The 24643-nt window shown below is 55.8% G+C and carries 18 protein-coding genes, 6 tRNA genes and 1 other RNA gene; 16 read left to right on the forward strand and 9 right to left on the reverse strand.

Going from position 1 to position 24643, the window contains the following annotated elements; translation table 11 throughout:
• On the forward strand, nt 1-1832 hold a 1832-nt coding region (locus ACRDD5_RS16290), incomplete at its 5' end, for a CapA family protein (RefSeq protein ID WP_438677358.1).
• A gap of 254 nt (nt 1833-2086) precedes the next feature.
• Entirely contained in the window at nt 2087-3007 is a 921-nt protein-coding gene (lpxP, locus tag ACRDD5_RS16295) for a kdo(2)-lipid IV(A) palmitoleoyltransferase (RefSeq protein ID WP_271280765.1), read from the forward strand.
• Here lpxP and ACRDD5_RS16300 read toward each other — a convergent pair.
• Nucleotides 3004-5292, reverse strand: coding sequence for an FdhF/YdeP family oxidoreductase (locus ACRDD5_RS16300; RefSeq protein WP_438677359.1), 2289 nt, complete (start codon nt 5290-5292; stop codon nt 3004-3006). The two genes, lpxP and ACRDD5_RS16300, sit on opposite strands and share 4 nt — an antisense overlap.
• Before the next feature lie 672 nt (nt 5293-5964).
• On the opposite strand from ACRDD5_RS16300, the gene ypdK reads away from it, so the two are divergent.
• On the forward strand, nt 5965-6045 hold the full coding sequence (ypdK, locus tag ACRDD5_RS16305; RefSeq protein WP_098946261.1) for a membrane protein YpdK: 81 nt from the start codon (nt 5965-5967) through the stop codon (nt 6043-6045).
• A gap of 55 nt (nt 6046-6100) precedes the next feature.
• Here the strand turns inward: ypdK and alaC are convergent, their stop codons facing one another.
• A complete protein-coding gene (alaC, locus tag ACRDD5_RS16310; protein WP_271280728.1) occupies nt 6101-7342 on the reverse strand; it encodes an alanine transaminase in 1242 nt (413 codons plus the stop codon).
• A 385-nt stretch (nt 7343-7727) separates the two neighbouring features.
• On the opposite strand from alaC, the gene ACRDD5_RS16315 reads away from it, so the two are divergent.
• Nucleotides 7728-9425, forward strand: a complete 1698-nt coding sequence (locus ACRDD5_RS16315; protein WP_271280729.1) for a LytS/YhcK type 5TM receptor domain-containing protein — start codon at nt 7728-7730, stop codon at nt 9423-9425.
• 12 nt (nt 9426-9437) lie between these two features.
• Nucleotides 9438-10175: a LytR/AlgR family response regulator transcription factor gene (locus tag ACRDD5_RS16320; protein WP_271280730.1), complete on the forward strand. Its 738-nt coding sequence runs from the start codon at nt 9438-9440 to the stop codon at nt 10173-10175.
• Between the two features lie 40 nt (nt 10176-10215).
• On the opposite strand, the gene glk is transcribed toward ACRDD5_RS16320, so the two are convergent.
• The gene (gene glk, locus ACRDD5_RS16325; RefSeq protein WP_271280731.1) at nt 10216-11181 is read right to left on the reverse strand and encodes a glucokinase; all 966 of its coding nucleotides are present in this window, start codon (nt 11179-11181) and stop codon (nt 10216-10218) included.
• A gap of 203 nt (nt 11182-11384) precedes the next feature.
• On the opposite strand from glk, the gene ACRDD5_RS16330 reads away from it, so the two are divergent.
• Entirely contained in the window at nt 11385-12620 is a 1236-nt protein-coding gene (locus ACRDD5_RS16330) for an ion channel protein (protein WP_438677360.1), read from the forward strand.
• Here the strand turns inward: ACRDD5_RS16330 and ipdC are convergent, their stop codons facing one another.
• Nucleotides 12621-14276 (reverse strand): indolepyruvate decarboxylase, encoded by a 1656-nt coding sequence (gene ipdC, locus ACRDD5_RS16335; protein ID WP_438677361.1) that lies wholly within the window; start codon nt 14274-14276, stop codon nt 12621-12623.
• A gap of 183 nt (nt 14277-14459) precedes the next feature.
• On the opposite strand from ipdC, the gene ACRDD5_RS16340 reads away from it, so the two are divergent.
• Nucleotides 14460-15458: an aldo/keto reductase gene (locus tag ACRDD5_RS16340; RefSeq protein WP_271280734.1), complete on the forward strand. Its 999-nt coding sequence runs from the start codon at nt 14460-14462 to the stop codon at nt 15456-15458.
• A 126-nt stretch (nt 15459-15584) separates the two neighbouring features.
• Entirely contained in the window at nt 15585-15932 is a 348-nt protein-coding gene (locus ACRDD5_RS16345; RefSeq protein ID WP_271280735.1) for a DUF2502 domain-containing protein, read from the forward strand.
• Nucleotides 15933-15962: 30 nt separating this feature from the next.
• Here ACRDD5_RS16345 and ACRDD5_RS16350 read toward each other — a convergent pair whose 3' ends face one another.
• Nucleotides 15963-17201 (reverse strand): Nramp family divalent metal transporter, encoded by a 1239-nt coding sequence (locus tag ACRDD5_RS16350; RefSeq protein ID WP_271280736.1) that lies wholly within the window; start codon nt 17199-17201, stop codon nt 15963-15965.
• A 346-nt stretch (nt 17202-17547) separates the two neighbouring features.
• Between ACRDD5_RS16350 and ACRDD5_RS16355 the strand changes: the two genes are divergently transcribed.
• Nucleotides 17548-18735 carry a NupC/NupG family nucleoside CNT transporter gene (locus tag ACRDD5_RS16355; protein ID WP_271280737.1) on the forward strand — a complete coding sequence of 396 codons (1188 nt, stop codon included), beginning with the start codon at nt 17548-17550 and terminating at the stop codon, nt 18733-18735.
• Nucleotides 18736-18771: 36 nt separating this feature from the next.
• Here ACRDD5_RS16355 and ACRDD5_RS16360 read toward each other — a convergent pair whose 3' ends face one another.
• From ACRDD5_RS16360 to ACRDD5_RS16370, 3 genes are all read right to left on the reverse strand, one after another.
• Nucleotides 18772-20967, reverse strand: a complete 2196-nt coding sequence (locus tag ACRDD5_RS16360; protein ID WP_438677362.1) for an EAL domain-containing protein — start codon at nt 20965-20967, stop codon at nt 18772-18774.
• 203 nt (nt 20968-21170) lie between these two features.
• Nucleotides 21171-21246: transfer RNA gene (locus ACRDD5_RS16365), tRNA-Ala, on the reverse strand.
• A gap of 41 nt (nt 21247-21287) precedes the next feature.
• Nucleotides 21288-21363, reverse strand: a tRNA-Ala gene (locus ACRDD5_RS16370).
• Nucleotides 21364-21583: 220 nt separating this feature from the next.
• On the opposite strand from ACRDD5_RS16370, the gene ACRDD5_RS16375 reads away from it, so the two are divergent.
• Both ACRDD5_RS16375 and ACRDD5_RS16380 read left to right on the forward strand, forming a co-directional pair.
• Complete coding sequence (locus ACRDD5_RS16375) at nt 21584-21964, forward strand: YfeC-like transcriptional regulator (protein WP_271280739.1); 381 nt, start codon at nt 21584-21586, stop codon at nt 21962-21964.
• Nucleotides 21945-22340: a YfeC-like transcriptional regulator gene (locus ACRDD5_RS16380; protein WP_271280740.1), complete on the forward strand. Its 396-nt coding sequence runs from the start codon at nt 21945-21947 to the stop codon at nt 22338-22340. The genes ACRDD5_RS16375 and ACRDD5_RS16380 overlap by 20 nt, the downstream gene beginning before the upstream one ends.
• Nucleotides 22341-22378: 38 nt before the next feature.
• On the opposite strand, the gene gltX is transcribed toward ACRDD5_RS16380, so the two are convergent.
• Complete coding sequence (gene gltX, locus ACRDD5_RS16385) at nt 22379-23794, reverse strand: glutamate--tRNA ligase (RefSeq protein WP_438677363.1); 1416 nt, start codon at nt 23792-23794, stop codon at nt 22379-22381.
• Between the two features lie 257 nt (nt 23795-24051).
• Between gltX and ACRDD5_RS16390 the strand changes: the two genes are divergently transcribed.
• The 5 genes from ACRDD5_RS16390 (at nt 24052) to ACRDD5_RS16410 (ending at nt 24594) form a co-directional block, all read left to right on the forward strand.
• Nucleotides 24052-24127: transfer RNA gene (locus ACRDD5_RS16390), tRNA-Val, on the forward strand.
• A gap of 44 nt (nt 24128-24171) precedes the next feature.
• Nucleotides 24172-24247: transfer RNA gene (locus tag ACRDD5_RS16395), tRNA-Val, on the forward strand.
• 37 nt (nt 24248-24284) lie between these two features.
• A tRNA-Val gene (locus ACRDD5_RS16400) sits at nt 24285-24360 on the forward strand.
• A gap of 3 nt (nt 24361-24363) precedes the next feature.
• A tRNA-Lys gene (locus ACRDD5_RS16405) sits at nt 24364-24439 on the forward strand.
• Nucleotides 24440-24469: 30 nt separating this feature from the next.
• Nucleotides 24470-24594, forward strand: a non-coding RNA gene (locus ACRDD5_RS16410) — RtT sRNA.
• Nucleotides 24595-24643 lie beyond the last annotated feature (49 nt).

Raw genomic sequence — 24643 nt, forward strand, 5'->3', positions numbered from 1 at the left:
CCCCGCCCGCACTGGCGAAAGGACAAACGGCATGCCTGCTGGTTAATCTGTCTACCGGCGAACAGCGGGTAACCGAGAAGTCAGAAAGCACTTTTGCCCCTGCTTATCTCAGCCAGCTGCTGCTGGCCTGCTGCTTTGCCGATCGCCTGCTGCAGAAAAAAATCACTCTCGAAACCCCCGTCGCCGTGCGCGGTATTTCGCCGGCGATCGCCAAAGGCAACCCGGTGCTCGGGCTCCAGCGGGGCAGCACATTGCCCCTGAAATCGCTCCTGCAGGGGATGCTGATCCACACGGCCTGCGATGCCGCCATTAACCTCGCAGAACAGCTGGCAGGCAGTAGCGCCGGGGCGCTTACCCTGCTCCGGCAGCTGGCCGCTGACCTCAACATGCGCCATACCCGGATCAATAACGTCTCGGGGCGCGCCCGTCCCGGACAGCGCACCACGCTTTCGGACATCGCCCGACTGATGCATCATTTCCAAAAGCGTTACCCGCACCTGCTGACGTGGTTCAGCGAGCATGAGGCGGCGATCGGCGAGCGCATGTACCGCAAAACCAGCAATCTGCACGATAACGGTAGCGCGTGGGGGCAATTCAGCGCCGGACGGTGGGGGTTCGCCCTGCAGTGGGTCGACGGTGAGCTGTGGCTGGCCTGCGTCGCCGGGGCGGATGACGCGTTCCATCTCGACTATCAGCTTGATGCCCTGCTGGCTGGGGCAGACATGCTCCCCGAAGCCGCTGAAGAGCGGCAGATCGGTTCGCCTGCAGCGACCGTCACCCTGCTGGGCGATACCTATTTTGGCGAGTGGTATACGCGTCAGCGGCAGGCACGCGGGATCGATGACGCCCTGCAGCGCTACGGCTACGATCACAGCTTCGCGGCTATCGCCCCGCTGCTGCAGGGTAGCGACTTTACCCTCGCCAACGTTGAAGCCGCGCTGACCACCGACCAGAGCGTCAGCCTCGAAGGGCGAAAACCCTTCTGCCTGACGGGCGATCCGACGGCCTCGGTTGCGGCGCTGCGCAAGCAGGGCATCGACGCGGTGGCGCTGGGCAACAATCACGCCATGGATGCCGGACTGCCGGGGCTGCACAGCACCCTGGCGGCGTTTCGCGAAGGCGGTATTGCCTGCATCGGTGCCGGAGTGAATGCCCGCCAGGCGGAAGCGCCGCTGGTCCTGACGGTGGACGGACGGCGGTATAAGATTTTCAGCGCCTACTGGTATCGACGCTACATGGAGCAGGAGTGCGCCTTCTACGCCCGCCCACGGCGCGCGGGCGTCGCCTGTCTGAGCGGCGGGCTGGTCGAACAGCTGCGTCAGGAGAAAGCCCGCGCTAATCCGGCGACAACGATTGTCCTTGCCCACTGGGGGCTGGACTACCGCTGGACCACCCCCGGCCAGCGGGCGTTGGCCCAGCGTCTGAGCGAGGCCGGGGCAGATCTGATTATCGGCTCAGGACCCCATATGGCGGGTGACGCGGCCCAGCTCGGGCAGAGCCTGGTGGTCTACAGCATTGGCAACGCGGTCTTCAACAGTAACGGCGAGTATCAGACGCGCGGGGTGCCCGCCTACGGATTTATCGTGCGCCTGCGACTCGGCGGTCGCGAGCCGCAGATCCAGCTGCTGCCCATTTTTACCGACAACAAGCGCACCTTCTGGCAGCCCCGCCCGGTCAATGAGAGTGAGTTTGCCGATCTGCTGAACCAGCTGGCAGCCCAGGGCATGGCAATTGTTAGGGAAGGGGAAAGTGCAGCAGGCTGGCGCGCCGTCAGCGTTAACCATGAGCGTATGCTAAGCCTGGCGCTGGATAGTCGCTTCGGCGAAGGCTAATCGGTGGATATTTAATCCGCCTGAGCCGTATCATTTTTTTGAAACAGGATAATACTTACACTCTTATACTATCGAAATTACACGGCAATCGCGGGCGGCTATGCTACATTACGCCGCCCCGCGACAATCCCCTTTTTCAGACAAGGCTACAGGTGACGTAACCGTCTGGAACCATTAGCATAGACGCGAGTCAAAATCAGTACGGTGTATTGCCAGTCTGGCGCTACCTCCACACTCTTCATTAAGGTCGTTTTATCTTGTCTCAATGCAAATTCACACGCGCACTTTTGCATCCCCGTTACTGGTTTACATGGTTTGGGTTGGGGGTCTTGTGGCTGCTGGTTCAGCTTCCCTATCCTGCCCTGTGCTGGCTGGGTGCTACCCTCGGGAGTCTCTCCCGGCGTTTTTTAAAACGCAGAGAGTCCATTGCGCGCAGAAATCTTGAGCTGTGCTTTCCGGCGTTATCGACCGACGAGCGTGAACGCCTGATCGACGAAAACTTTAAGTCCATTGGCATGGCGTTGCTGGAAACCGGGATGGCCTGGTACTGGCCGGACGCGCGGGTGCGCAAGTGGTTTGAAGTCGAAGGCATGGAAAATTTACAGCGCGCGCAGGCCAAAAACCGCGGCGTGATGGTGATTGGCGTGCACTTTATGTCGCTGGAGCTGGGCGGTCGCGTGATGGGGCTGTGTCAACCGATGATGGCGACCTACCGTCCGCACAACAGCCCGCTGATGGAGTGGGTTCAGACGCGCGGTCGCATGCGTTCCAATAAAGCGATGATCAGCCGTAATAACCTGCGTGGCCTGGTCGGTGCTCTGAAAAAAGGCGAAGCGGTGTGGTTTGCCCCTGACCAGGATTATGGTCGCAAAGGCAGCAGCTTCGCCCCGTTCTTTGCGGTGAAAGACGTTGCCACCACCAACGGGACGTTTGTGATTTCACGCCTGTCCAAAGCCGCGATGCTGACCGTTACCATGATCCGCAAAACGGACAACAGCGGCTATCGCCTGTTTATTTCGCCAGAACTGGAAAATTATCCGCAGGATGAGACCGAGGCCGCGGCCTACATCAACAAGGTGATCGAAAGCGAAATTCTGCGCGCGCCCGAGCAATATCTGTGGGTGCATCGCCGCTTTAAAACCCGTCCCGTCGGCGAAGCCTCCCTCTACCGCTAAGCGTCGTGCGCGCCTGCTGATTTAAAGAGCGTCACCGGAACACTCTTATAGGCAGGCGTCAAACTCTCTTCGTCCACCGCATCCAGCGACAGCAGCACGTTCGCCTCGGGTAAATACGCCGCAATCGATTTTGTCCCCATCGGCACAATGTGTACCGTCTGGCGGTGCATCACCCGCTGCTGACAAACCTGCCCGCGGTCGTCGAGCGCCGCGACATCCACTACGTCCCCCTGCTTAAGCTGCCGCTGGCTGGCCTCTTCCGGGCTGAGGAAAATCACGTCCCGACGGCCGGTCACGCCGCGATAGCGGTCGTCCAGGCCATAAATGGTGGTGTTGTACTGATCGTGGCTGCGGATGGTCGCCAGAATCAGCTCCCCGCTGCTCAGGCACGCGTCAGCAATGGCTTCAATAGTGCAGACGTGGAAGGTCGCTTTGCCTGACGCCGTGCGGTATTCCCCCCGCGAGGCCGGGTTATCCAGACGGAAACCGCCGGGGGCTTCGATACGCGCATTGTAATGATAAAATTCCGGGATCACCGCCTCAATGGCGTGACGAATCAGGCGATAGTCGCCAACCATCTCTTCCCACTTCACCGGGCTGTTCGGCAGCGTGGCGCGTGCCAGACCGGCCACGATGGCCGGTTCGGACATCAGCCAGCGCGACGCGGGCTTCAGGCCGCCAGTGGACGCATGGACCATGCTCATGGAGTCTTCCACCGTCACCGACTGCACGCCAGAGGCCTGAACATCCCGCTCGCTGCGACCCAGTGCCGGCAGGATCCAGCTGTCTTTGCACACCAGCAGGTGCGAGCGGTTGAGTTTGGTCGCCACGTGAACCTGCAGATCCAGTTTACGCATCGCCGGGAAGGTGCGCTGCGGTTCCGGCATCGCCACCGCCAGGTTGCCACCCATGCAGATCAGCGCGCGCGATTCGCCGCTCTCGATGGCTTTGATGCTCTCAATGGAGGCGCGACCGTGGGCGCGAGGCACCGTGATGCCAAAGTACTGCTCGAGGCGCAGGTTAAAGTCTTCACACGGCGCTTCGTTAATGCCCACGCTGCGGTCGCCCTGCACGTTCGAGTGGCCGCGCAGGGGGCAGATCCCCGCCCCTTTGCGCCCCATATTGCCGCGCATCAGCAGCAGGTTGATCAGCTGCTGGACGTTTTGCGTCCCGTTGCGGTGCTGGGTGATCCCGAGGCCGTAGCTGATAATCACCCGTTCGTGGCGGGCGTAGATCTCAGCGAAAGAGACTATCGTCTGGCGATCGAGCCCGGCACCGCGTTCGATATCCGCCCACGCGAGACGACGCAAATCCTCAGCCAGCTCGCTGAATCCGGAGGTGTGGTTGGTGATAAAGTCCCTATCGATCACCCCAGGCTGTTGGGCGTCGAGCGCCAGCAGGGCTTTCATTACCCCGCGAAAGAACCAGGCATCCCCCCCAATACGTATCTGGAAGTAATCCTCAGAGAGTTCAGTGTGCCCGCCGGTGAGCATCTCTTTTGGCGACTGCGGGAAGCTAAAGCGCTCCAGTCCCCGTTCGCGCATCGGGTTCACGGACATGATCCTGCCGCCGCGCCGTGCGACTTCGCGCAGCGTCGCCAGCATCCGCGGGTGGTTAGTGCCCGGGTTATGCCCGACGCAGATCACCAGATCGGCGGCGTCAAAGTCGCTGAGTTCGACGGTGCCTTTACCGATGCCAATCGACGATCCGAGCCCGGTGCCGGTGGGGCTATGGCACATATTGGAGCAGTCGGGGAAATTATTGCTGCCGTATTCACGGGCATACAGCTGATATAAAAAGGCTGCTTCATTCGAGGTACGCCCGGAGGTATAAAACTCAACCTGCTCAGGGGCGAAGCCGCGCATTATGCCGCCAATTTCCGCGAAGGCCTGTTCCCATTCAACCGGCTGAAAGGTGTCGGTAATAATGTCGTATTTCATGGGATGCGTGAGGCGGCCCTGATTTTCCAGCGCGTAATCACTCCAACCCAATAATGCTTTTACCGTATGGCGGGCAAAAAATTCGGGTGACGCTTTTTTCTTTGTTGTCTCCCATGACACGGCTTTTACGCCATTTTCACACAGCTCCATGGGTGAACGATGTTCTGGATCGGGCCACGCACATCCGGGGCAGTCAAATCCTTTATCCTGATTCATTTTGAACAGCGCGATCGTGTCGCGCAGAGGTGACTTTTGGGTCATTACGTAAGACGCGCAAGCCTTGACTGCGCCCCAGCCACCTGCGGCGCCCTCATAATGGTCCAGACCCTGAATGTTCTTTTTCATTTAATTGCCATTGATAAACACGTTAAATTCTATACCTGGAAATCATTCTCATAATTAACAGCATAGAGGTATAAATCACCCTCTTAATAAAAGAGTGACGTAACTAATAAGAGGTATTATTTAAAGCAAATATTGCCGACCACAATTTAAGGCGTAAGGTAATTATTAATGTGGGTATATTTATAATCACAATAAGGTAGTTCGTTGTATATTTGTAGTCATAGTCTGTAGACCAGCAATTAACTGGCAAACGCAATCTACAACGCTTAAGGATATAAATTCAACTACCCGTTTATTTAAATATATTAATCGCCAACTGTGACGGAATAAAATGGTGTAAAAGTTTTCTGTTACAGGTGCTGTTACTCCCGGTAATCACTCTACATTATCGTTAGCCTGCTATGTTGCTCAGCACCAATTTATTACCAAATGAAATTAAACTGTCGCCGTTCCACGACAGTGCTAAGTGACGGAAAACGTTTAAAAAAATCACGCTTGTCACTCCTGATTTTTAGGCGTACATTAGCGCCGTCTGGCAATCTAAAAGCACAGAATTCTGAGCTGGAGTTGAGGCTAAAACGGGAAAATTCTCATTTCCGCCCTCGCCTGACTTCACCTCTCTATACTCAGTTGGACTCTGAAATTAATGCGTATCATGAGATGCGCGGAGCGATGAACGTGAAATATTTCTTTATGGGTTTTTCTGTAATTGTTTTCGCCTGGGTCGGTACGTTTGCCCTGATGATGAACTGAGCAAAGAAATTGCAGTTAAAAAAACAGGCGCCTCAGGCGCCTGTTTTTTTTAGCTTTACTGACCGCCCTGCTCCGGCGGACTTTTTGCCGCCAGCGGCAACAGCCCATCGGCGCGGAACATGCTTTTAATGCCCCTGATCGCCTGACGAATACGGTCGCTGTTCTCAATCAACGCAAAACGCACGTGCGTATCGCCGTAATCGCCAAAGCCAATACCCGGTGAGACGCAGACCTTTGCGTCCTGCAGCAGCTTCTTGGCAAACTCCAGCGAGCCCATCGCGGCGTAAGCTTCCGGGATCTTCGCCCAGACGTACATCGACGCTTTCGGCATGTCGACCATCCAGCCCGCCTCATGCAGCCCTTTGACCAGCACGTCGCGACGGCGCTTATACTGCGCGGCGATATCCTGCACGCACTGCTGATCGCCTTCGAGCGCCGCAATCGCTGCGACCTGCAGCGGAGTAAAGGTCCCGTAGTCGTGGTAACTCTTGATTCGCGCCAGCGCGTTCACCAGCGTTTTGTTACCCACCATAAAACCAATACGCCAGCCGGCCATATTGTAGCTTTTCGACAGGGTGAAGAACTCCACCGCCACATCGCGGGCGCCGGGCACCTGCATAATTGACGGCGCTTTCCAGCCGTCGTAGACGATGTCTGCATAGGCCAGGTCATGTACCACCAGCACATCGTACTGCTTCGCCAGCGCGACCACCTTTTCAAAGAAATCGAGTTCAACGCACTGTGCCGTCGGGTTGGACGGGAAGCCGAGGATCATCATCTTAGGCTTGGGATAGCTTTCGCGAATGGCGCGTTCCAGCTCGTTAAAAAAGTCGACGCCTTCCACCAGCGGAACAGAGCGTACCTGTGCCCCGGCGATGACCGCGCCGTAGATATGAATCGGGTAGCTGGGGTTGGGCACCAGTACCGTGTCGCCATGATCCAGCGTCGCCAGCATCAGGTGCGCCAGCCCCTCTTTGGAGCCGATGGTGACGATGGCTTCGCTCTCGGGGTCGATCTCAACCTGATAGCGGTCCTGATACCAGCGCGAAATGGCGCGGCGCAAGCGCGGGATCCCTTTCGAGGTGGAGTAGCCGTGCGTATCCGGGCGCTGGGCGACGGTGCACAGTTTTTCGACGATATGCGGCGGCGTGGGGCCGTCCGGGTTACCCATGCTGAAATCAATAATATCTTCGCCGCGCCGACGCGCAGCCATTTTCAGCTCAGCAGTAATATTGAACACATACGGGGGAAGACGATCGATACGCGAAAAACGACGTTCAGGGCGGGAGTCAGCCATAGATACCTCAGATAACGTTAGCGCCCGGACCATCCGAGCGACGTCGCCACGATGGTGGCGTGCTTAGAAAATAACCTGAAGAAAAACGACTTGTCGAGAGGGAAAATTAAAAATTATTCACGGCGCTAAAACAGGAACTCCGCTACGGCTAAACAGGGATGAACAGTGACAGCCAGCCATTAAAGATATCATTTAGATAACATTCTGATATCAATGCATTTACCACTAAGGCCAGCGGTGTGACGCAGCCCTGATAACCGTTGGCACACGCCATAATCCCCTTTGAAGATTATGGTTTATCCTCATTTGATAAAACGGACAGATGACTGGTCATTGGGCGTCAGGTTTTTTATCATGGTTGTTTCCCGCTTCCTCAGGTTCACTCGTGCACGAAATATTCGATATGCTGCTGGCGGTTTTTGATCGCGCGGCATTGATGCTGATTTGTCTGTTCTTTTTAATCCGCATTCGCCTGTTCCGCGAGCTTCTGCATAAATCTGCCCACTCGACAAAAGAGCTGCTGGCGGTGACCGCCATTTTCTCGCTGTTCGCCCTGTTCAGCACCTGGTCCGGCGTGCCGGTAGAAGGTTCGCTGGTTAACGTGCGTGTGATCGCGGTGATGTCCGGCGGGATCCTGTTTGGCCCGTGGGTCGGGATCATCACCGGGCTGATCGCCGGGGTGCATCGCTACCTGATCGATATTGGCGGCGTAACCGCGATCCCCTGCCTTATCACCAGCATTATCGCCGGGATCCTCGCGGGCTGGATCAACCGCAAAATCCCGAAAAAGCAGCACTGGCGCGCCGGGATCATCGCGGGCATGATCTGCGAAACCCTGACCATGGTTCTGGTAGTGGTCTGGGCCCCGACCATTTCGCTCGGCCTGGATATTGTCTCTAAAATCGGTATTCCGATGATCCTCGGCAGCGTCTGCGTGGGCTTTATCGTGCTGCTGGTGCAGAGCGTGGAGGGCGAAAAAGAGGCCAGCGCCGCCCGTCAGGCCAAGCTGGCACTGGATATTGCCAATAAAACGCTGCCGCTGTTCCGCGATATTAACGTCGAATCGCTGCGCCAGGTGTGCGACATCATCCGCCGCGATATTGATGCCGATGCGGTCGCCATCACCAATAACGACCGGGTGCTGGCCTACGTCGGCGTGGGTGAACACAACTATCAGGACAATAACGACACTATCAGCCCCACCACCCAGCAGGCCATCAACGATGGCAAAATCATTATTAAGAATAATGACGAGGCGCACCGCACGCCGGAAATTCACTCGATGCTGGTGATCCCCCTGTGGGAAAAAGGGGTTGTCACCGGGACGCTGAAAATCTATTACTGCCACGCGCATCAGATCACCTCCTCGCTGCAGGAGATGGCGGTGGGTCTGTCGCAAATTATCTCGACGCAGCTGGAAGTGTCCCGCGCCGAGCAGCTGCGGGAGATGGCAAATAAGGCAGAGCTTCGCGCTCTGCAAAGTAAAATCAATCCTCATTTTCTGTTCAATGCGCTGAATGCGATCTCGTCCTCTATTCGTCTCAATCCGGACACCGCCCGCCAGCTGATTTTTAATCTGTCACGCTATTTGCGCTACAACATTGAGCTCAAGGATGATGAGCACATTGATATCAAGAAAGAGCTGTATCAGATCAAAGACTACATCGCGATTGAGCAGGCCCGCTTTGGCGATAAGCTGACGGTGATTTACGACATTGATGAAGAGGTCAACTGCGTGATCCCGAGTCTGCTGATCCAGCCGCTGGTCGAGAATGCCATCGTTCACGGCATTCAGCCGCGCAAGGGTAAGGGCGTGGTGACGATCAGCGTCGCCGAATGCGGCAACCGGGTGCGGATTTCAGTACGCGATACCGGGCACGGCATTGATCCGCTGGTAATTGAGCGCGTGGAATCGAACGAGATGCCTGGCAATAAAATTGGCCTGCTGAATGTTCATCACCGCGTTAAGCTGTTGTATGGCGAAGGGCTGCATATTCGCCGCCTGGAGCCGGGCACCGAAATTGCGTTTTACGTGCCCAATGAACGGTCCGCTGTTCATGCACAGACGTTGTTGTTGCCCTAGTCGGAGGAATGCATGAAAGTCATCATTGTGGAAGATGAGATACTGGCTCAACAGGAGCTAAGCTGGCTGATAAAAGAGCACAGCAAGATGGAGATCGTCGGCACCTTTGAAGATGGGCTGGACGTGCTTAAGTTTTTACAGCACAACAAGGTTGACGCCATTTTTCTGGATATCAATATTCCGTCGCTGGACGGGGTGCTGCTGGCGCAAAACATCAGCCAGTTTGCCAGCAAGCCATTTATCGTCTTTGTGACCGCCTGGAAAGAGCACGCGGTAGAAGCTTTCGAGCTGGAAGCCTTCGACTACATTTTGAAGCCGTATCAGGAATCGCGCATTGTCAGCATGCTGCAAAAGCTGGAGCAAGCCTGGCAGCAGCAGTCTTCCACCGGGCAGAACACCGCCCAGCCCGTGACGCGCGAAAACGACACCATCAATTTAATCAAAGATGAGCGGATCATCGTGACGCCGATGGACGATATCTACTATGCCGAAGCGCATGAGAAGATGACGTTTGTCTATACCCGCCGCGATTCGTTCGTGATGCCGATGAACATCACCGAATTTTGCAGCAAGCTGCCCGCGAGCCACTTCTTTCGCTGTCACCGTTCGTTCTGCGTCAACCTGAACAAAATCCGCGAGATTGAGCCCTGGTTCAACAACACCTATATTCTGCGGCTAAAAGATCTGGATTTTCAGGTGCCGGTCAGTCGCAGCCGGGTGAAAGAGTTTCGCCAGCTGATGCACCTGTAAGGAAAGTGCCCCGGTAAATGGAGATCACCGGGGCGGGAGTTTACAGAACCTGGCCCAGGGTCTGACGCAGGTGCGCGCCCGCGCCCAGCAGGCCTGGGTTGTCGTGAACGATCAGGTAGACCGGGATATCCTGCACATAGGCCCGGAAGCGGCCTTTATCTTCAAATCCACCGCGGAAGCCGGACGCTTTAAAGAACTCAAGGAAGCGTGGCACGATGCCCCCGGCGATATAGACCCCGCCAAAAGTGCCCAGATTCAGCGCCAGGTTGCCACCAAAGCGACCCATGATGACGCAGAACAGCGACAGGGCGCGACGGCAGTCGATGCAGCTGTCTTCCAGCGCGCGTTCGGTCACATCCTTCGGCTGCAGGTTTTCCGGCAGACGGCCATCGGATTTCACAATCGCACGATACAAATTCACCAGCCCCGGGCCGGACAGCACGCGTTCCGCCGACACATGGCCGATCTCGGCGCGCAGTTCTTCAAGAATGATGCCCTCTTCTTCACTGTTTGGCGCGAAGTCGACGTGGCCGCCCTCACCCGGCAGGTTGATCCAGCGCTGGTCAATGTGCACCAGATGCGAAACGCCAAGACCGGTTCCCGCGCCATAGACGGCAATCGGTTTACCTTCGACGGCCTGAGCGCCGCCGAACTGGATCAGGTGTTCCGGCTTTAACATCGGGATCGCCATCGCCACCGCAGTAAAGTCGTTAATCACTTCCAGATGCGCGAACCCGAGGTTCTTTTTCATCTCGGCGACAGAGAAGGCCCAGGTGTGGTTGGTCATCGCCACCCAGTCGCCCGTCACCGGGCAGGCAATGGCAATACAGCCATCCTCGACGCTGACATCGTGCTCCGTCAGATAGACACGCATTACCGCTTCGAGGCTGGGATAATCCAGCCCGGAATAGGTTTTGGCGCGGGAAATTTCCCCGGTGTTAACGTCACATAAAGCCAGACGCGCGTTCGTGCCCCCTACATCACCTACCAAAGCATACTTTGTCATTCTTCAACTGCTCCGCTAAAGTCAAAATAACTCTTTGGCACACTCTAAATTCAAGGCTCGAGAACAACAACGCCTGAATCAAGGCGCCCCAGGATTATCGATCTATATCACAGAATTATGGTTCCGTTTCAGCACCATTTGCACTGTTCGCGCCAGGCTGAATGGGCAAAGTAATGCAAGTCATTTTCTACAAGGAATTCATCATGCTCCATCCGCGAGCCAGAACGATGCTGCTGTTGGCCCCTCCCGCGCTGATTATTGGTGTGGCGTCCAGCCTGATCCTGATTGTTATCATGAAAGTCGCCTCGGTATTACAGGCGTTTCTGTGGACGTCGCTGCCTGCCAGCGTCGGGATCGACATGGCCTCCCCGGTCTGGATTATGGTGATGCTGACGCTAACCGGCATTGCCGTGGGGTTGGTTGTCCGCTACAGCCCGGGCCATGCCGGGCCAGACCCGGCCACCGAGCCGCTGATCGGCGCCCCGGTGGCCGCCGCCGCCCTGCCGGGGCTGGTGATGGCGCTGATTATCGGCCTGGCGGGCGGCGTCAGCCTTGGCCCGGAGCACCCGGTAATGGCGGTGAATATCGCGCTGGCCGTTGCCGTGGGCTCGCGCGTCTTCCCCCGGGTGGCGACCCTCGACTGGACGATCCTGGCCTCGGCGGGCACCATCGGCGCCCTGTTCGGTACGCCCGTGGCGGCGGCGCTCATTTTTTCCCAGACCCTGAACGGCAACAATGACATCCCGCTGTGGGACAAGCTCTTCGCCCCGCTGCTGGCCGCCGCGGCGGGTGCGCTGACCACCAGCCTGTTTTTCCACCCGCATTTCTCCTTGCCGATTGCGCCGTACGGCCAGATGCATCTGGCGGATCTGTTTAGCGGTGCGATTGTGGCCGCCATTGCCATCGCGCTCGGGATGGTGGCGGTGTGGTGCCTGCCGCGTCTGCACCGACTGATGCATCGCCTGAAACACCCGGTGCTGATTCTCGGCGCGGGCGGGCTGATTTTGGGGATCCTCGGGGCCCTTGGCGGCAGCATTACCTTGTTTAAAGGTCTGGATGAGATGCAGCAGTTGGCCTTTAGTCAGACGTTTAGCGTCTCTGATTATCTGCTCATTGCCCTGATTAAGCTGGCGGCGCTGGTAGTCGCGGCAGCGTGTGGTTTTCGCGGTGGGCGCATTTTCCCGGCGGTGTTTGTCGGTGTCGCCTTAGGATTGATGCTGCACGAGCACGTCGAGGCGGTCCCGGCGGCGATCACTATCTCCTGTTCAATACTGGGACTGGTACTGGTGGTGACGAGGGATGCCTGGCTGAGCCTGTTTATGGCGGCAGTGGTGGTGCCTGACACTACCCTGATGCCGCTGCTGTGTATTGTGATGCTGCCCGCCTGGCTCCTGCTGGCGGGCAGACCGATGATGATCGCCTGGCGAGAGGACAAATAATCAGGCGCTTCTACGCGCCTCCAGCGCCTGAATAATGTCATTCAACAGCGGCGGGAGATCGGCTTTTGGCAACATAACCTCAATCAGCGAAAGCCGCTCGCAATGCGCCACTTTCTCCAGCACCTCCTCAAGCTGGACCACCTCACTCACCCGCCAGCTCTCGGCCTGACAGTTCAGGCTGAGCGCCTGCGGGATCTGCGTCCAGTTCCACAGCGCGATGTCGTTGTAGCGCTGGTTCGGGCCGTGGATCGCCCGCTCGACCGTATAACCTTCGTTATTCAGCACCATGATGATCGGGCGCTGCTGGTCGCGCAGCATCGAGCCCAGCTCCTGAATCGTCAGCTGCGCCGCGCCGTCGCCGGTGATGGCAATCACCCGACGATCCGGGCAGGCGGTCTGCGCGCCATAGGCGGCGGCCAGGGTATAGCCAATTGAGCCCCAGATTGGCTGGACGATAAAATTCACCCCTTCGGGCAGACGTAGCGCAGCCGCGCCAAAGGCCGAGGTCCCCTGATCGGCAAGAATAATATCGCCGGGGCGTATAAAGGTTTGCAGCGTTTTCCAGAAACTGTCGTGCGTCAGCGAACCCGGGTGGATAGCGTGTAGCGGTCGCGTCGGACGCGGTGCAGCAATGGTGCTGGCATACTGATGAGTCAGGCTGGAGAGCACCTCAATCGCCTGCGCCATCGGGATCCCGGTATACCAGACATCTCCCACTCGGGACGCATGCGGCTGAACGTCGATGGTCTGCTGCTGCGTGAGCTTGTGGGTAAATCCGGCGGTGAGCGTGTCGGTAAATCGGGTGCCCACGCAGATCACGGTGTCGGCGCCTTCAATGGCGTCGTTGGTGGTGCCGACGCTCGCAGAGCCACTGTAGGTGCCCGCAAAGCCCGGCTTGCGCTCATCAAAAATCCCTTTACCCATCAGCAGGGTGGCGTGTGCCATCGGGGTGTGATCCATCCAGCGCTGAAGCTGGTTTTGCAGGCCGTAGCGCAGCACCAGAAAATCAGCCAGCAGCGCGGTGCGTTCGCTGGCGGCCAGCCGTTTCTCCGCCGCCTCGCGGAAGGCGTCCAGACGGAAGCTGTCGCTCTCATACAGACGGTCAATGAGAGCGTTTACAGGCGGAGTGGCAGGTTTTTTTGCCACATCGGCAGGCAGCATAAGGTAGCCGGGGCGACGCTCTCTCAGCATTTCGGTCAACACCCGGTCGATTTCATAGCAGGCGTTCTGCTCGGTCAGCTGCGCCTGGGCGACGGTGATCGGCCCGCTCATTTTGAAAAAGTGACGAAACTCACCGTCACCCAGGGTGTGGTGCAGCAGCTCCCCTTTTTTCTGCGAGGCAATCCCCGGTGCGCCGACGATATGCAGAACCGGCACATGCTCGGCAAAACTGCCCGCAATCCCATTAATGGCACTCAGTTCGCCCACCCCAAAGGTCGTCAGCAGCGCGGCAAAGCCCTTGCAGCGCGCATAACCATCGGCGGCATAGGCCGCGTTCAGCTCGTTGGCACAACCCACCCAGCCAATATCCGGGCTGGCGATAACGTGATCGAGAAACTGCAGGTTGTAGTCGCCCGGGACACCAAACAGATGATCGGCACCACAGTCAGTAAGACGGTCTAACAAGTAATCGGCGACACAGTAGGGGGAATGCATGACAGTTATCCTTATGATGTTGACCTCAATTTGAGTATTGAAGAAGCGTGATAGCTGTCCAGGAATGGCGATATTCAGCTCATGGAACAAATGCTTTACAAATTGTGGCGAGGTAATCTGTCTGACTCAGTTAAGGTGTAAACGTATACATTGGTATTTTTCGCAGAAAGAGGAACAATAGATATGGTTTATCAGGCGGATAAAAATCGTTATCAGTCAATGGTGTATCAACGATGTGGGCAAAGCGGCCTCAAGCTGCCGGCCATCTCCCTTGGACTGTGGCATAACTTTGGCGATACCACGCTGATTGAAAACAGCCGTCAACTTTTACATCGCGCCTTCGATAGCGGGATTACGCATTTCGACCTGGCTAACAACTATGGCCCACCGCCGGGATCGGCAGAGCGTAACTTTGGGCGGATTCTGCAGGAGGATTTTCATGGCCTGCGCGATGAGCTGATCATCTCGTCCAAAGCGGGCTATACCATGTGGGAAGGGCCGTACGGTGACTGGGGTTCACGTAAATACCTGATCGCCAGCCTCGACCAGAGCCTGAAGCGCATGGGGCTGGAGTATGTCGATATCTTCTACCACCATCGCCCGGACCCGGAAACGCCGCTGCGTGAGACGATGCGCGCGCTTGACCATATTGTGCGTCAGGGGAAAGCGCTGTACGTCGCCCTGTCCAACTATCCGGCAGAGCAGGCCCGGGAGGCTATCGCCATTCTCGAAGACCTGGGTACGCCGTGCCTCATCCATCAACCAAAATTCTCAATGTTTGAGCGCGCCCCCGAAGCGGGACTGCTGGATGTGCTGCAGCAGAACGGCGTGGGCTGCATTGCCTTTTCACCGCTGGCGGGCGGCCAGTTAACCGACCGCTACCTGAACGGTATTCCGGCCGATTCCCGTGCCGCAAGCGGCAGTCGCTTCCTCAATCCGGATCAGCTCACCGAAGAGACGCTGGCTAAAGTCCGCCAGCTCAATGCCCTGGCGGAACGCCGCGGGCAAAAGCTGTCGCAGATGGCGCTGGCCTGGGTGCTGCAACACGACGCGGTGACCTCGGTCCTGATCGGTGCCAGCAAGATCGCGCAGATTGACGATGCGGTAGGCATGTTGGCGAACCGTCACTTCTCCGCAGCTGAGCTGAGCGAAATAGAAGCGATCCTGCGCAGCACAGATTAACAGCGCTATTAGCAAAAAGTGCTATGCCTTCAGATTTAGGAGTTGAGGCGATTAAACAGGGCTTTACCGCCCATTAATATTGCGTTAACAAGCCGATTACGGCTCCGATCGTGAAGGAGAATAACAATGTTCAGGTCCCTGATTCTGGCAGCTGTCTTAATAGCTTCAGCCCCGCTGGTCGCTACTGCTGGCGAAATCACCCTGCTGCCATCTGTAAAATTACAAATTGGCGATCGGGATAACTCCGGCAATTACTGGGACGGCGGCGGCTGGCGCGACCGCGGTTACTGGCACCGTAATTACGAATGGCGCGATCACCGTTGGCGTAAACATGATAACGGCTACCATCGTGGCTGGGATAAACGTAACGCCTACGAGCGCGGATACCGCGAAGGCTGGAACGATCGTGACGACCGCCGGGGCAAAGGCCGCGGTCATGGGCATGGTCACGGCGGACATGGTCATCGCCACTGATAATAAAAAAAGAGCCTTACGGCTCTTTTTTTACAGCCCAAGCGCCGTGCCGATTAACAGCCACAGGTTCAGCGCCACCACCAGCACCACAATCGCCCAGCCAATCCGTTTCACCGTTACCGTATTCACCAGATCGCCCATCAGCGTTTTGTCGCTGGTAAAAATCAGCAGCGGCACCAGCGCCAGCGCGATGCCAAAGCTCAGCAGAACCTGGCTCATCACCAGAATACGGGTCGGATCGAGCCCCATCAGGATCACGATAAACGACGGCATCATGGTGACAGAGCGACGCACCCACAGCGGAATATGGAACCGGACAAACCCCTGCATCACCACCTGCCCTGCCAGGGTGCCGACCACGGTCGAAGAGAGACCTGCAGCCACCAGACTCAGGCCAAAAATGGTCGCCGCCGCATGGCTCAACAAGGGTTCCAGCGTCAGGTAGGCCTGATCGAGATCGGCGATGCCAGTATGACCGTTGAAGTGGAAGGCCGCCGCGGCGGTCGCCATCATCGCCAGGTTCACAAACCCGGCAATGGTCATCGCGATCGCCACGTCCCATTTTGTCGCCGAGTAGCGCTCATGGCGCGAGCCCTCGTGCAGATTCTGGGTCAGGGAGGAGTGCAGGTAGATAACGTGCGGCATAATCGTCGCCCCCAGCACCCCGGCGGCGAGGAATACCGCTTCGGAGGTTGGCAGGTTCGGGATCGCCATCCCCTTCCCTAACTGCACCAGGTCGGGCCGGGAGAAGACCAGCTCGACGATGTAGGCTGCCGCAACGAACAGCAGCAGACCGCCGATCACTTTTTCGAGCGGTTTTTGCCCGCGACGTTGCAGCATCAGGATCAGGAACGTGGCGATACCGGTTAGTATTGCCCCCTGCAGGAGCGAGACGCCCAGAATGAGCTTAAAGCCGATTGCGGCACCGATAAATTCCGCCAGATCGGTCGCCATCGCGATAATTTCGGCCTGCACCCAGTAAAACCAGACCATCGGTCGCGGATAGCGGTCGCGGATGTGCTCGGCGAGGTTTTTGCCGGTCGCAATGCCCAGCTTTGCCGACAGCACCTGGATCATCATCGCCATCAGGTTTGCCCACACCACCACCCACAGCAGTTTGTAGCCAAAGCTGGCCCCGGCCTGGATGTTGGTCGCAAAATTACCCGGATCGATATAGCCAATGGCGGCAATAAACGCCGGTCCCATTAATGCAAAGCGCATCTTGCGTGCCGCCCTGCCGGTGCTAGTCTCAACGCGACTGTTGGTCATCTCTGCCTCTGAAATATAGCCTTTGCTATGTTTAATGCTATCAAAATGCGAATGATTATCAAGTTCATTTGCGATGGTTTAATCGATTACTGTGATAATGAAGAGCAATAAGCAGGCTGGAAGTGTGGATGCACGACAGGCTAAAACGCGTGCAGTCTTTTGTGAAGCGTAGCACACAAACTTAACTTTGAACTCATTTACATAACATAACAAAAATGTATCTTTTATCCCTAATTATGAGTTTCGTCACAGGATGTGACTATAGTGTGGCTTTGATCTCGTTTTCTTTACTCTTGTTTCATAGAATGTGCACGGAAATTAAACCTGCCTCATATTTGGAGCAAATATGGACCGCGTCCTGCATTTTGTCCTGGCACTTGTTGTTGTTGCTACGCTTGCGCTGCTGGTCAGCAGCGATCGTAAAAAGATCCGCATTCGCTATGTTGTTCAGTTACTCGTCATTGAAGTGTTACTTGCCTGGTTCTTCCTGAACTCCAACGTGGGCCTGGGCTTCGTGAAAGGCTTCTCCGAGATGTTCGAAAGCCTGCTCGGGTTCGCCAATGAAGGGACCAACTTCGTATTCGGTAAAATGAACGATGAAGGTCTGGCATTCTTCTTCCTGAAAGTGCTGTGCCCTATCGTCTTCATCTCTGCACTGATCGGTATTCTGCAGCACATCCGTATTCTGCCGATTGTGATCCGCGCCATCGGTACTGTGCTGTCGAAAGTGAACGGCATGGGCAAACTGGAATCTTTCAACGCCGTCAGTTCCCTGATCCTCGGTCAGTCTGAGAACTTTATCGCGTATAAAGATATCCTCGGCAAAATGTCCCGCAACCGCATGTACACCATGGCGGCCACCGCAATGTCTACCGTTTCCATGTCTATCGTGGGTGCGTATATGACGATGCTGGAGCCAAAATACGTGGTTGCTGCGCTGGTTCTGAACATGTTCAGCACCTTTATCGTTCTGTCACTGATCAACCCGTACCGCGTGGATGAGAGTGAAGAGAACCTGCAGATGGCTAACCTGCACGAAGGCCAGAGCTTCTTTGAAATGCTGGGTGAGTACATTCTGGCAGGCTTCAAAGTAGCGGTGATCGTGGCAGCCATGCTGATCGGCTTTATCGCCCTGATCTCTGCGCTGAACGCCCTGTTTGCTGCCGTCCTGGGTATCTCCTTCCAGGGCATCCTGGGCTATATCTTCTACCCGGTTGCCTGGGTGATGGGTGTGCCAGCCAGCGAAGCGCTGCAGGTGGGCAGTATCATGGCGACCAAACTGGTCTCTAACGAATTCGTTGCGATGATGGATCTGCAGAAAATCGCCGGTACGCTCTCCCCGCGCGCCGAAGGTATTCTCTCCGTGTTCCTGGTCTCCTTCGCTAACTTCTCGTCCATCGGTATTATCGCGGGCGCGATTAAAGGCCTGAACGAAGAGCAGGGTAACGTGGTTTCCCGCTTCGGTCTGAAACTGGTTTACGGTTCTACGCTGGTCAGCGTCCTGTCTGCGTCTATCGCCGCACTGGTACTGTAATCAGCTTAAAAAAAACCGGGGATCTCCCCGGTTTTTTTACGCCTGGAGATCGGCGAGCGGCTGCGGTTTACCAATCAGATAGCCCTGCAGATAATCGACGCCACACGCCAGCAGGATCTCGCGCTGCTCCGGCAGCTCAACATACTCCGCCACCACGCACAGCGAACGGGCCTTTGCCAGATTGCAAATGGACTGCACGATCATCGCATCCATGCTGTCGCGACAGATATCTTTCACGAAGCAGCCGTCAATCTTCACGATATCGGCCTGCAGGCGCTTCAGCCGCTCGAAGTTGGCATAGCCGGTACCAAAATCATCAATGGCAATTTTAAAGCCGTAGTCGCGCAGTTGCTGAATATTCAGAATACTGACTTCCGAATTCGAGAAGGCTTGCTCTTCTGTCACTTCGATGATCACCGCCTGCGGCGCGACAGCGTAGTCTTCAAACAGGGCAATGATGTCGAGTGCGACGTCCTTTTGCATTAGCGTCAGCGGCATCAGGTTTACCGAAAAGCGCGCGCACGTTTGGCTTGAAGGATACGTGCGTAACCATGCCAGCAGCGCTTCGACCACGCTGATATCAAACCGCCGGCTCAGGTTAAACTGCGCCACCAGCGGCAGAAACTTATCCGGTGTGAGAATTTCGCCGTCGCTCTCCAGCCGGGACAGGATTTCGTGATAGCCGGTTCCGTCTGCTTTCTGGATCGGCTGAGCATACAAGCGCAGCCCGCCTTCATCCAGCGCCCGCTTCACCCGCCCCAGCATCAGAACGCGATCCGTGGTTTGCCCCGAAACGGTCGCCAGGCTGTTAGTCAGCGACAGCACCTGATGCAACGAGCAGGCCTGTTCAGCCAGCCAGCTGAGCTGGCCCAGCGTATGGTGCAGGCTCTCACCGCGGCTGTATGCCACCCCACCCCAGGCGGCACCAAACTCAATGTCCAGCCCGGTATTGTTCCAGTAGATTTTGCGGCTGTTCAGACAATCGACAATGTGCTGCAGCCGAGCCCCCGCTTCCGGACCGCGCAGCACCAGCGCCAGTTCATTACCAGGGATCTGAAAAAGCTGCTCATTCTGAATCAACAGAGGCTGCGTTTCATGGATGATGGCGCGCTTACACTGCACGCGCATCAGCAGGCCATAGTGACGACTGAGAAACTCCAGATTATGCATTCGCAGGCAGCACAGACTGACATCCGCATTCTCGGCCAGAAAAATCTCCAGCGCTCGCAGGTTGGGTAGCCCGGTGAGCGGATCGGTCAATGCCCTCTCCTTCCACCCCTGCCGGAGCCATTCGCTACGCTGGAAAATTCGCGCCATGTAGACCAGGCAAATCGAAAAGGAGATCAGCACCGACAGTACAAATGCCAGCGAGTAGCCGTTTTGCACGCCATGCAGAAAATTTTTGCTATAGGTCAGCAGCAGGCATGCACTCACCGCCCAGCCCAGCGATATCGTCCCATAGCGGAACCTGCTGATACCGAGGGTAAAAAGTATAAAAATAACCGGCACCAGATAGCCTGCAATAATATTCGCCCTGAAGGGGAGGCACAGCAGAAGGAGGATCGCAATAAGACTGATTATAATGGCTGGCGTAAAAACAGGATGCTGCGTTGACGAATAGGGTCGTAAATTACGCCGCCAGAACGCGCGGGCGTAATGGGGATTGAGGATCATTCTTAAGGGGTAATAGAACATCATGGTAAAGATCAGTACGGCACAGATTAGGCTCTGAATATCCACAATATTATAGATGGCCGTACCCTCCCCATAGAAGGTCGCCAGCGCGACAGGGTAGTGCCATACATACCCGGATAAATACATGGACGTTTTCATGCCCAGCGGGATAACCAACCCCAACCAGAATATGCGCCCGCCAATGAATCGACTGGGTATGTTGTAACGCCAGCGCGGCCCCAGTTGCCATCTGACGATGCCACAGACTGCAAATGTACTGAAGAGCTGGCAAAATAATAATATCGCTGCCTGAATGAGTGGCAGTTGAAAATTCCATTCGTTAATTACAGCAAAACTGATAACAACAGGAATAACAGCCTGGCGACCAAACAGGAAAATAATGGCCAGCATGACGCTGAGTGGCATCCATGCAAGATAAACGTTAAAGCCATCAACAACCGCACGCGGTGAAATAAGACGTGATAACGGTACGAATACCATACATAACATCAGGGCAAGCGTAAAACTTCGCAAATTAACAGACGTCGTGCTTTTCATTGAATGATATTAATTATTGTTTCTGGCGATTTAGTGAGCGCAATTATAGTAAGTTGTTTAAATGTGCGGATCAAACATCCCGTCGGCAAATGGTCACTTAGTTTGTATGGATTTATGTTCTGTAGAGAATTGGGGCAGTTTTGTGAAGAGAAGGTAAATGAAAGGCATAAAAAAACCCTCGCCACTGGCGAGGGTCTGAATTTTGGTGGAGCTAAGCGGGATCGAACCGCTGACCTCTTGCATGCCATGCAAGCGCTCTCCCAGCTGAGCTATAGCCCCACAGTTTTGTTTACGCACCAGACTCTGTTGGGTTCAGAGTTTGGTGGAGCTAAGCGGGATCGAACCGCTGACCTCTTGCATGCCATGCAAGCGCTCTCCCAGCTGAGCTATAGCCCCATCGCGTAAAGCGTGTCGTGTTGACGGGCGGCATAATATGAATTCCATTGCAGAGTGTCAACGGCAAATTACCCCACCCTCGTTCAACCGCTGAAAATTCATGCAAATAAATCACATTGCGAGGATGCTCGCAGCCATACGTTAAACGTGTCACGTCTTCGCGTAAAACGATGTTATAAAATGAATCACTAATTAACCCTACTCTTCATCAGGAAATCGCATGATCAAGGAACGAATGACGCCAGAAGAGTTGGCCCGACTCACTGGCTATAGCCGACAGACCATCAATAAATGGGTACGTAAAGAGGGGTGGTCCACGTCGCCAAAACCCGGCGTACAGGGTGGTAAGGCCCGTCTGGTTCATGTGAATGAAAAGGTGCGGGATTTTATCCGCAACGCGCGCAGGGCGCCGGATGCACCGCCACTGCCCGACCTGTCGGCCGATAACTCGCTACAGGCCCTGCTGCTGACGCTGGCCAGTGAAATGACCCAAAAAGAACAGAAGCAACTTGCCTCACTGTTACTGCGGGAAGGGATTACCGGATTGTTGCAACGCTTAGGGATTCGCGAGCAGAACGAATATGAAAAAATTATCGAATAAAATGACCACCGAAGAGCTGGCCGATACCCTCGGTGTCGCCAGACAGACAGTCAACCGCTGGGTACGCAAGAATGGCTGGAAGACGGAAGGTATTAATGGCGTGAAAGGCGGTCGGGCGCGTCTGATCCATATTGACGCCCAGGTTCGTGAGCACATCATGAACATTCCGGCCATTCGGAAACGTCAGGCAATTTACCAGTTGGCAGAAACAGCGGCCAGCTATGGCAACGCTAAGCCTGCCGGCCCCTTGCGACAAATCTTCAATACCCTGGAGAATATGACCGTTGCGGAACAGCAGCGGCTTGATGTATTGCTTGCGCGGGAAGGATTGAAAGGTTTCCTCGTTCGGCTTGATATCCACGCGCCAGAGGAATAACAAAACGGCAGGAAACCCTGCCGTTTTTTACTGCATGATTACTGCTGGCTTTCGCGCTCAGCAATAAAATCTAGCGCTCTGTTAATGCGCGCAATACTGCGGGTTTTACCAATCGCGTGCACCGTCACGTCCAGACCTGGAGACTGACCGGCACCGGTCACCGCAACGCGCAGCGGCATGCCGACTTTACCCATTCCGACTTCCAGCTCATCTGCCGTCGCCTGAATTGCGTGGTGTACGTTCTCAGCGCTCCAGTCGGTGATGGCAGACAGTTTATCGCGAACCACTTCCAGCGGCTGGCGCGCAACCGGGCGCAGGTGCTTCTTCGCCGCGTCGGCATCAAACGCTTCGTACTCTTCATAGAAGTAGCGGCAGCTCTCAGCCATCTCTTTCAGCGTTTTGCAGCGCTCACCCAGCAGTTTCACCAGATCGGCCAGCTCCGGGCCATTACGGGTATCAATATTAGCCTGCTCAATGTGCCACTGCAGATAGGTCGCCACGTACTCCGGCTGCATGGTGTTGATGTAGTGATGGTTCAGCCACTGCAGTTTTTCGGTATTGAATGCACTGGCAGACTTACCCACTGCATCCAGCGAGAAGAGCTGGATCATCTCTTCGCGGCTGAAGATCTCCTGATCGCCATGGGACCAGCCCAGACGCACCAGATAGTTCAGCAGCGCTTCCGGCAGGTAGCCATCATCGCGGTACTGCATCACGCTGACTGCGCCATGACGTTTGGACAGTTTTTTGCCGTCGTCACCGTTGATCATCGAGACGTGCGCATACACCGGTACCGGTGCGTTCAGCGCTTTCAGGATGTTGATCTGACGTGGGGTATTGTTGATATGGTCTTCGCCACGCACAACGTGGGTGATTGCCATATCCCAGTCGTCCACCACGACGCAGAAGTTATAGGTCGGTGCACCGTCGGTGCGGCGAATAATCAGATCGTCCAGCTCCTGGTTGCTGAATTCGATCGGGCCGCGGATCTGGTCGTCAAAAATCACCGACCCTTCCTGCGGGTTAGCAAAACGCACTACGCACGGCTCGTCATCCGCATGATGCTCATGACCGTGACGGCAGCGACCGTCGTAGCGCGGCTTTTCGTTATTCGCCATCTGCTCTTCACGCAGCGCATCCAGACGCTCTTTCGAGCAGTAGCACTTATAGGCGGTGCCCGCGACCAGCATGTCATCAATCACCGCGTTGTAGCGATCAAAACGTTTAGTCTGGAAATACGGGCCTTCATCCCACTCCAGATTCAGCCAGTTCATGCCATCCATAATGGCTTCGATTGCTTCCGGCGTTGAGCGTTCGAGATCGGTGTCTTCAATGCGCAGCACAAACTCACCGCCCTGGTTACGTGCAAACAGCCATGAATAGAGAGCAGTGCGCGCACCGCCGACGTGCAAATAGCCGGTTGGGCTTGGCGCGAAGCGAGTTTTGATTTTCATGAAATGGCCTTACAGTGATAAAGATGCCGACAACCGGCATATCCTGGAAACTAAAGTGGGCAATATTCTATCACTCCAGTCTGATTCCTCAATCTTGTTGCGGTGAGATCCTTGTTGCTGACCGTTTTTGTTTAGAAATCATGCGCCATTGCCGCTTTCGCGATCGTTTTGTTTAATTTTACGACGAACAAATAAAAACTTGAGAAAAGGCGTTGACTCATTTTCAACTCTCCCTATAATGCGACTCCACACAGCGGGGGTGATTAGCTCAGTTGGTAGAGCACCTCCTTTACACGGAGGGGGTCGGCGGTTCGAGCCCGTCATCACCCACCATCTACTTCACGTAGATACCGCAGTGTAGATAAGAATTTGAGAATGGGCGATTAGCTCAGTTGGTAGAGCATCTCCTTTACACGGAGGGGGTCGGCGGTTCGAGCCCGTCATCGCCCACCATTCTCAACGCAATGTCTTATCAAAGAAGTACCGAAATGGGTGATTAGCTCAGTTGGTAGAGCACCTCCTTTACACGGAGGGGGTCGGCGGTTCGAGCCCGTCATCACCCACCATTCGGGTCGTTAGCTCAGTTGGTAGAGCAGTTGACTTTTAATCAATTGGTCGCAGGTTCGAATCCTGCACGACCCACCAATGTAAAAAAGCGCCCTAAAGGCGCTTTTTTACTATCTGCGATAGAGACGATTCGAACCTGCTGCAGGTTCGAGCCGAACGTAGAGAGGCACCGGAGCCGCTTGCGGCGACGGCCCGAAGGGCAAGCGAAGCGAGTCATCCTGCACGACCCACCAATGTAAAAAAGCGCCCTAAAGGCGCTTTTTTGCTATCTGCGATAGAGAC

Origin of the sequence: Silvania sp., from assembly GCF_051656365.1 — a bacterium.
Lineage (GTDB): Bacteria > Pseudomonadota > Gammaproteobacteria > Enterobacterales > Enterobacteriaceae > Enterobacter > Enterobacter hatchlandensis.

Coding starts and splice junctions, on each gene's coding strand:
- ACRDD5_RS16300 (WP_438677359.1), bottom strand. CDS start 5,292: ATGAAAAAGAACATTCAGGGTCTGGACCATTATGAGGGCGCCGCAGGT.
- ypdK (WP_098946261.1), top strand. CDS start 5,965: ATGAACGTGAAATATTTCTTTATGGGTTTTTCTGTAATTGTTTTCGCC.
- alaC (WP_271280728.1), bottom strand. CDS start 7,342: ATGGCTGACTCCCGCCCTGAACGTCGTTTTTCGCGTATCGATCGTCTT.
- ACRDD5_RS16320 (WP_271280730.1), top strand. CDS start 9,438: ATGAAAGTCATCATTGTGGAAGATGAGATACTGGCTCAACAGGAGCTA.
- glk (WP_271280731.1), bottom strand. CDS start 11,181: ATGACAAAGTATGCTTTGGTAGGTGATGTAGGGGGCACGAACGCGCGT.
- ACRDD5_RS16330 (WP_438677360.1), top strand. CDS start 11,385: ATGCTCCATCCGCGAGCCAGAACGATGCTGCTGTTGGCCCCTCCCGCG.
- ipdC (WP_438677361.1), bottom strand. CDS start 14,276: ATGCATTCCCCCTACTGTGTCGCCGATTACTTGTTAGACCGTCTTACT.
- ACRDD5_RS16340 (WP_271280734.1), top strand. CDS start 14,460: ATGGTTTATCAGGCGGATAAAAATCGTTATCAGTCAATGGTGTATCAA.
- ACRDD5_RS16345 (WP_271280735.1), top strand. CDS start 15,585: ATGTTCAGGTCCCTGATTCTGGCAGCTGTCTTAATAGCTTCAGCCCCG.
- ACRDD5_RS16350 (WP_271280736.1), bottom strand. CDS start 17,201: ATGACCAACAGTCGCGTTGAGACTAGCACCGGCAGGGCGGCACGCAAG.
- ACRDD5_RS16355 (WP_271280737.1), top strand. CDS start 17,548: ATGGACCGCGTCCTGCATTTTGTCCTGGCACTTGTTGTTGTTGCTACG.
- ACRDD5_RS16360 (WP_438677362.1), bottom strand. CDS start 20,967: ATGAAAAGCACGACGTCTGTTAATTTGCGAAGTTTTACGCTTGCCCTG.
- ACRDD5_RS16375 (WP_271280739.1), top strand. CDS start 21,584: ATGATCAAGGAACGAATGACGCCAGAAGAGTTGGCCCGACTCACTGGC.
- ACRDD5_RS16380 (WP_271280740.1), top strand. CDS start 21,945: ATGAAAAAATTATCGAATAAAATGACCACCGAAGAGCTGGCCGATACC.
- gltX (WP_438677363.1), bottom strand. CDS start 23,794: ATGAAAATCAAAACTCGCTTCGCGCCAAGCCCAACCGGCTATTTGCAC.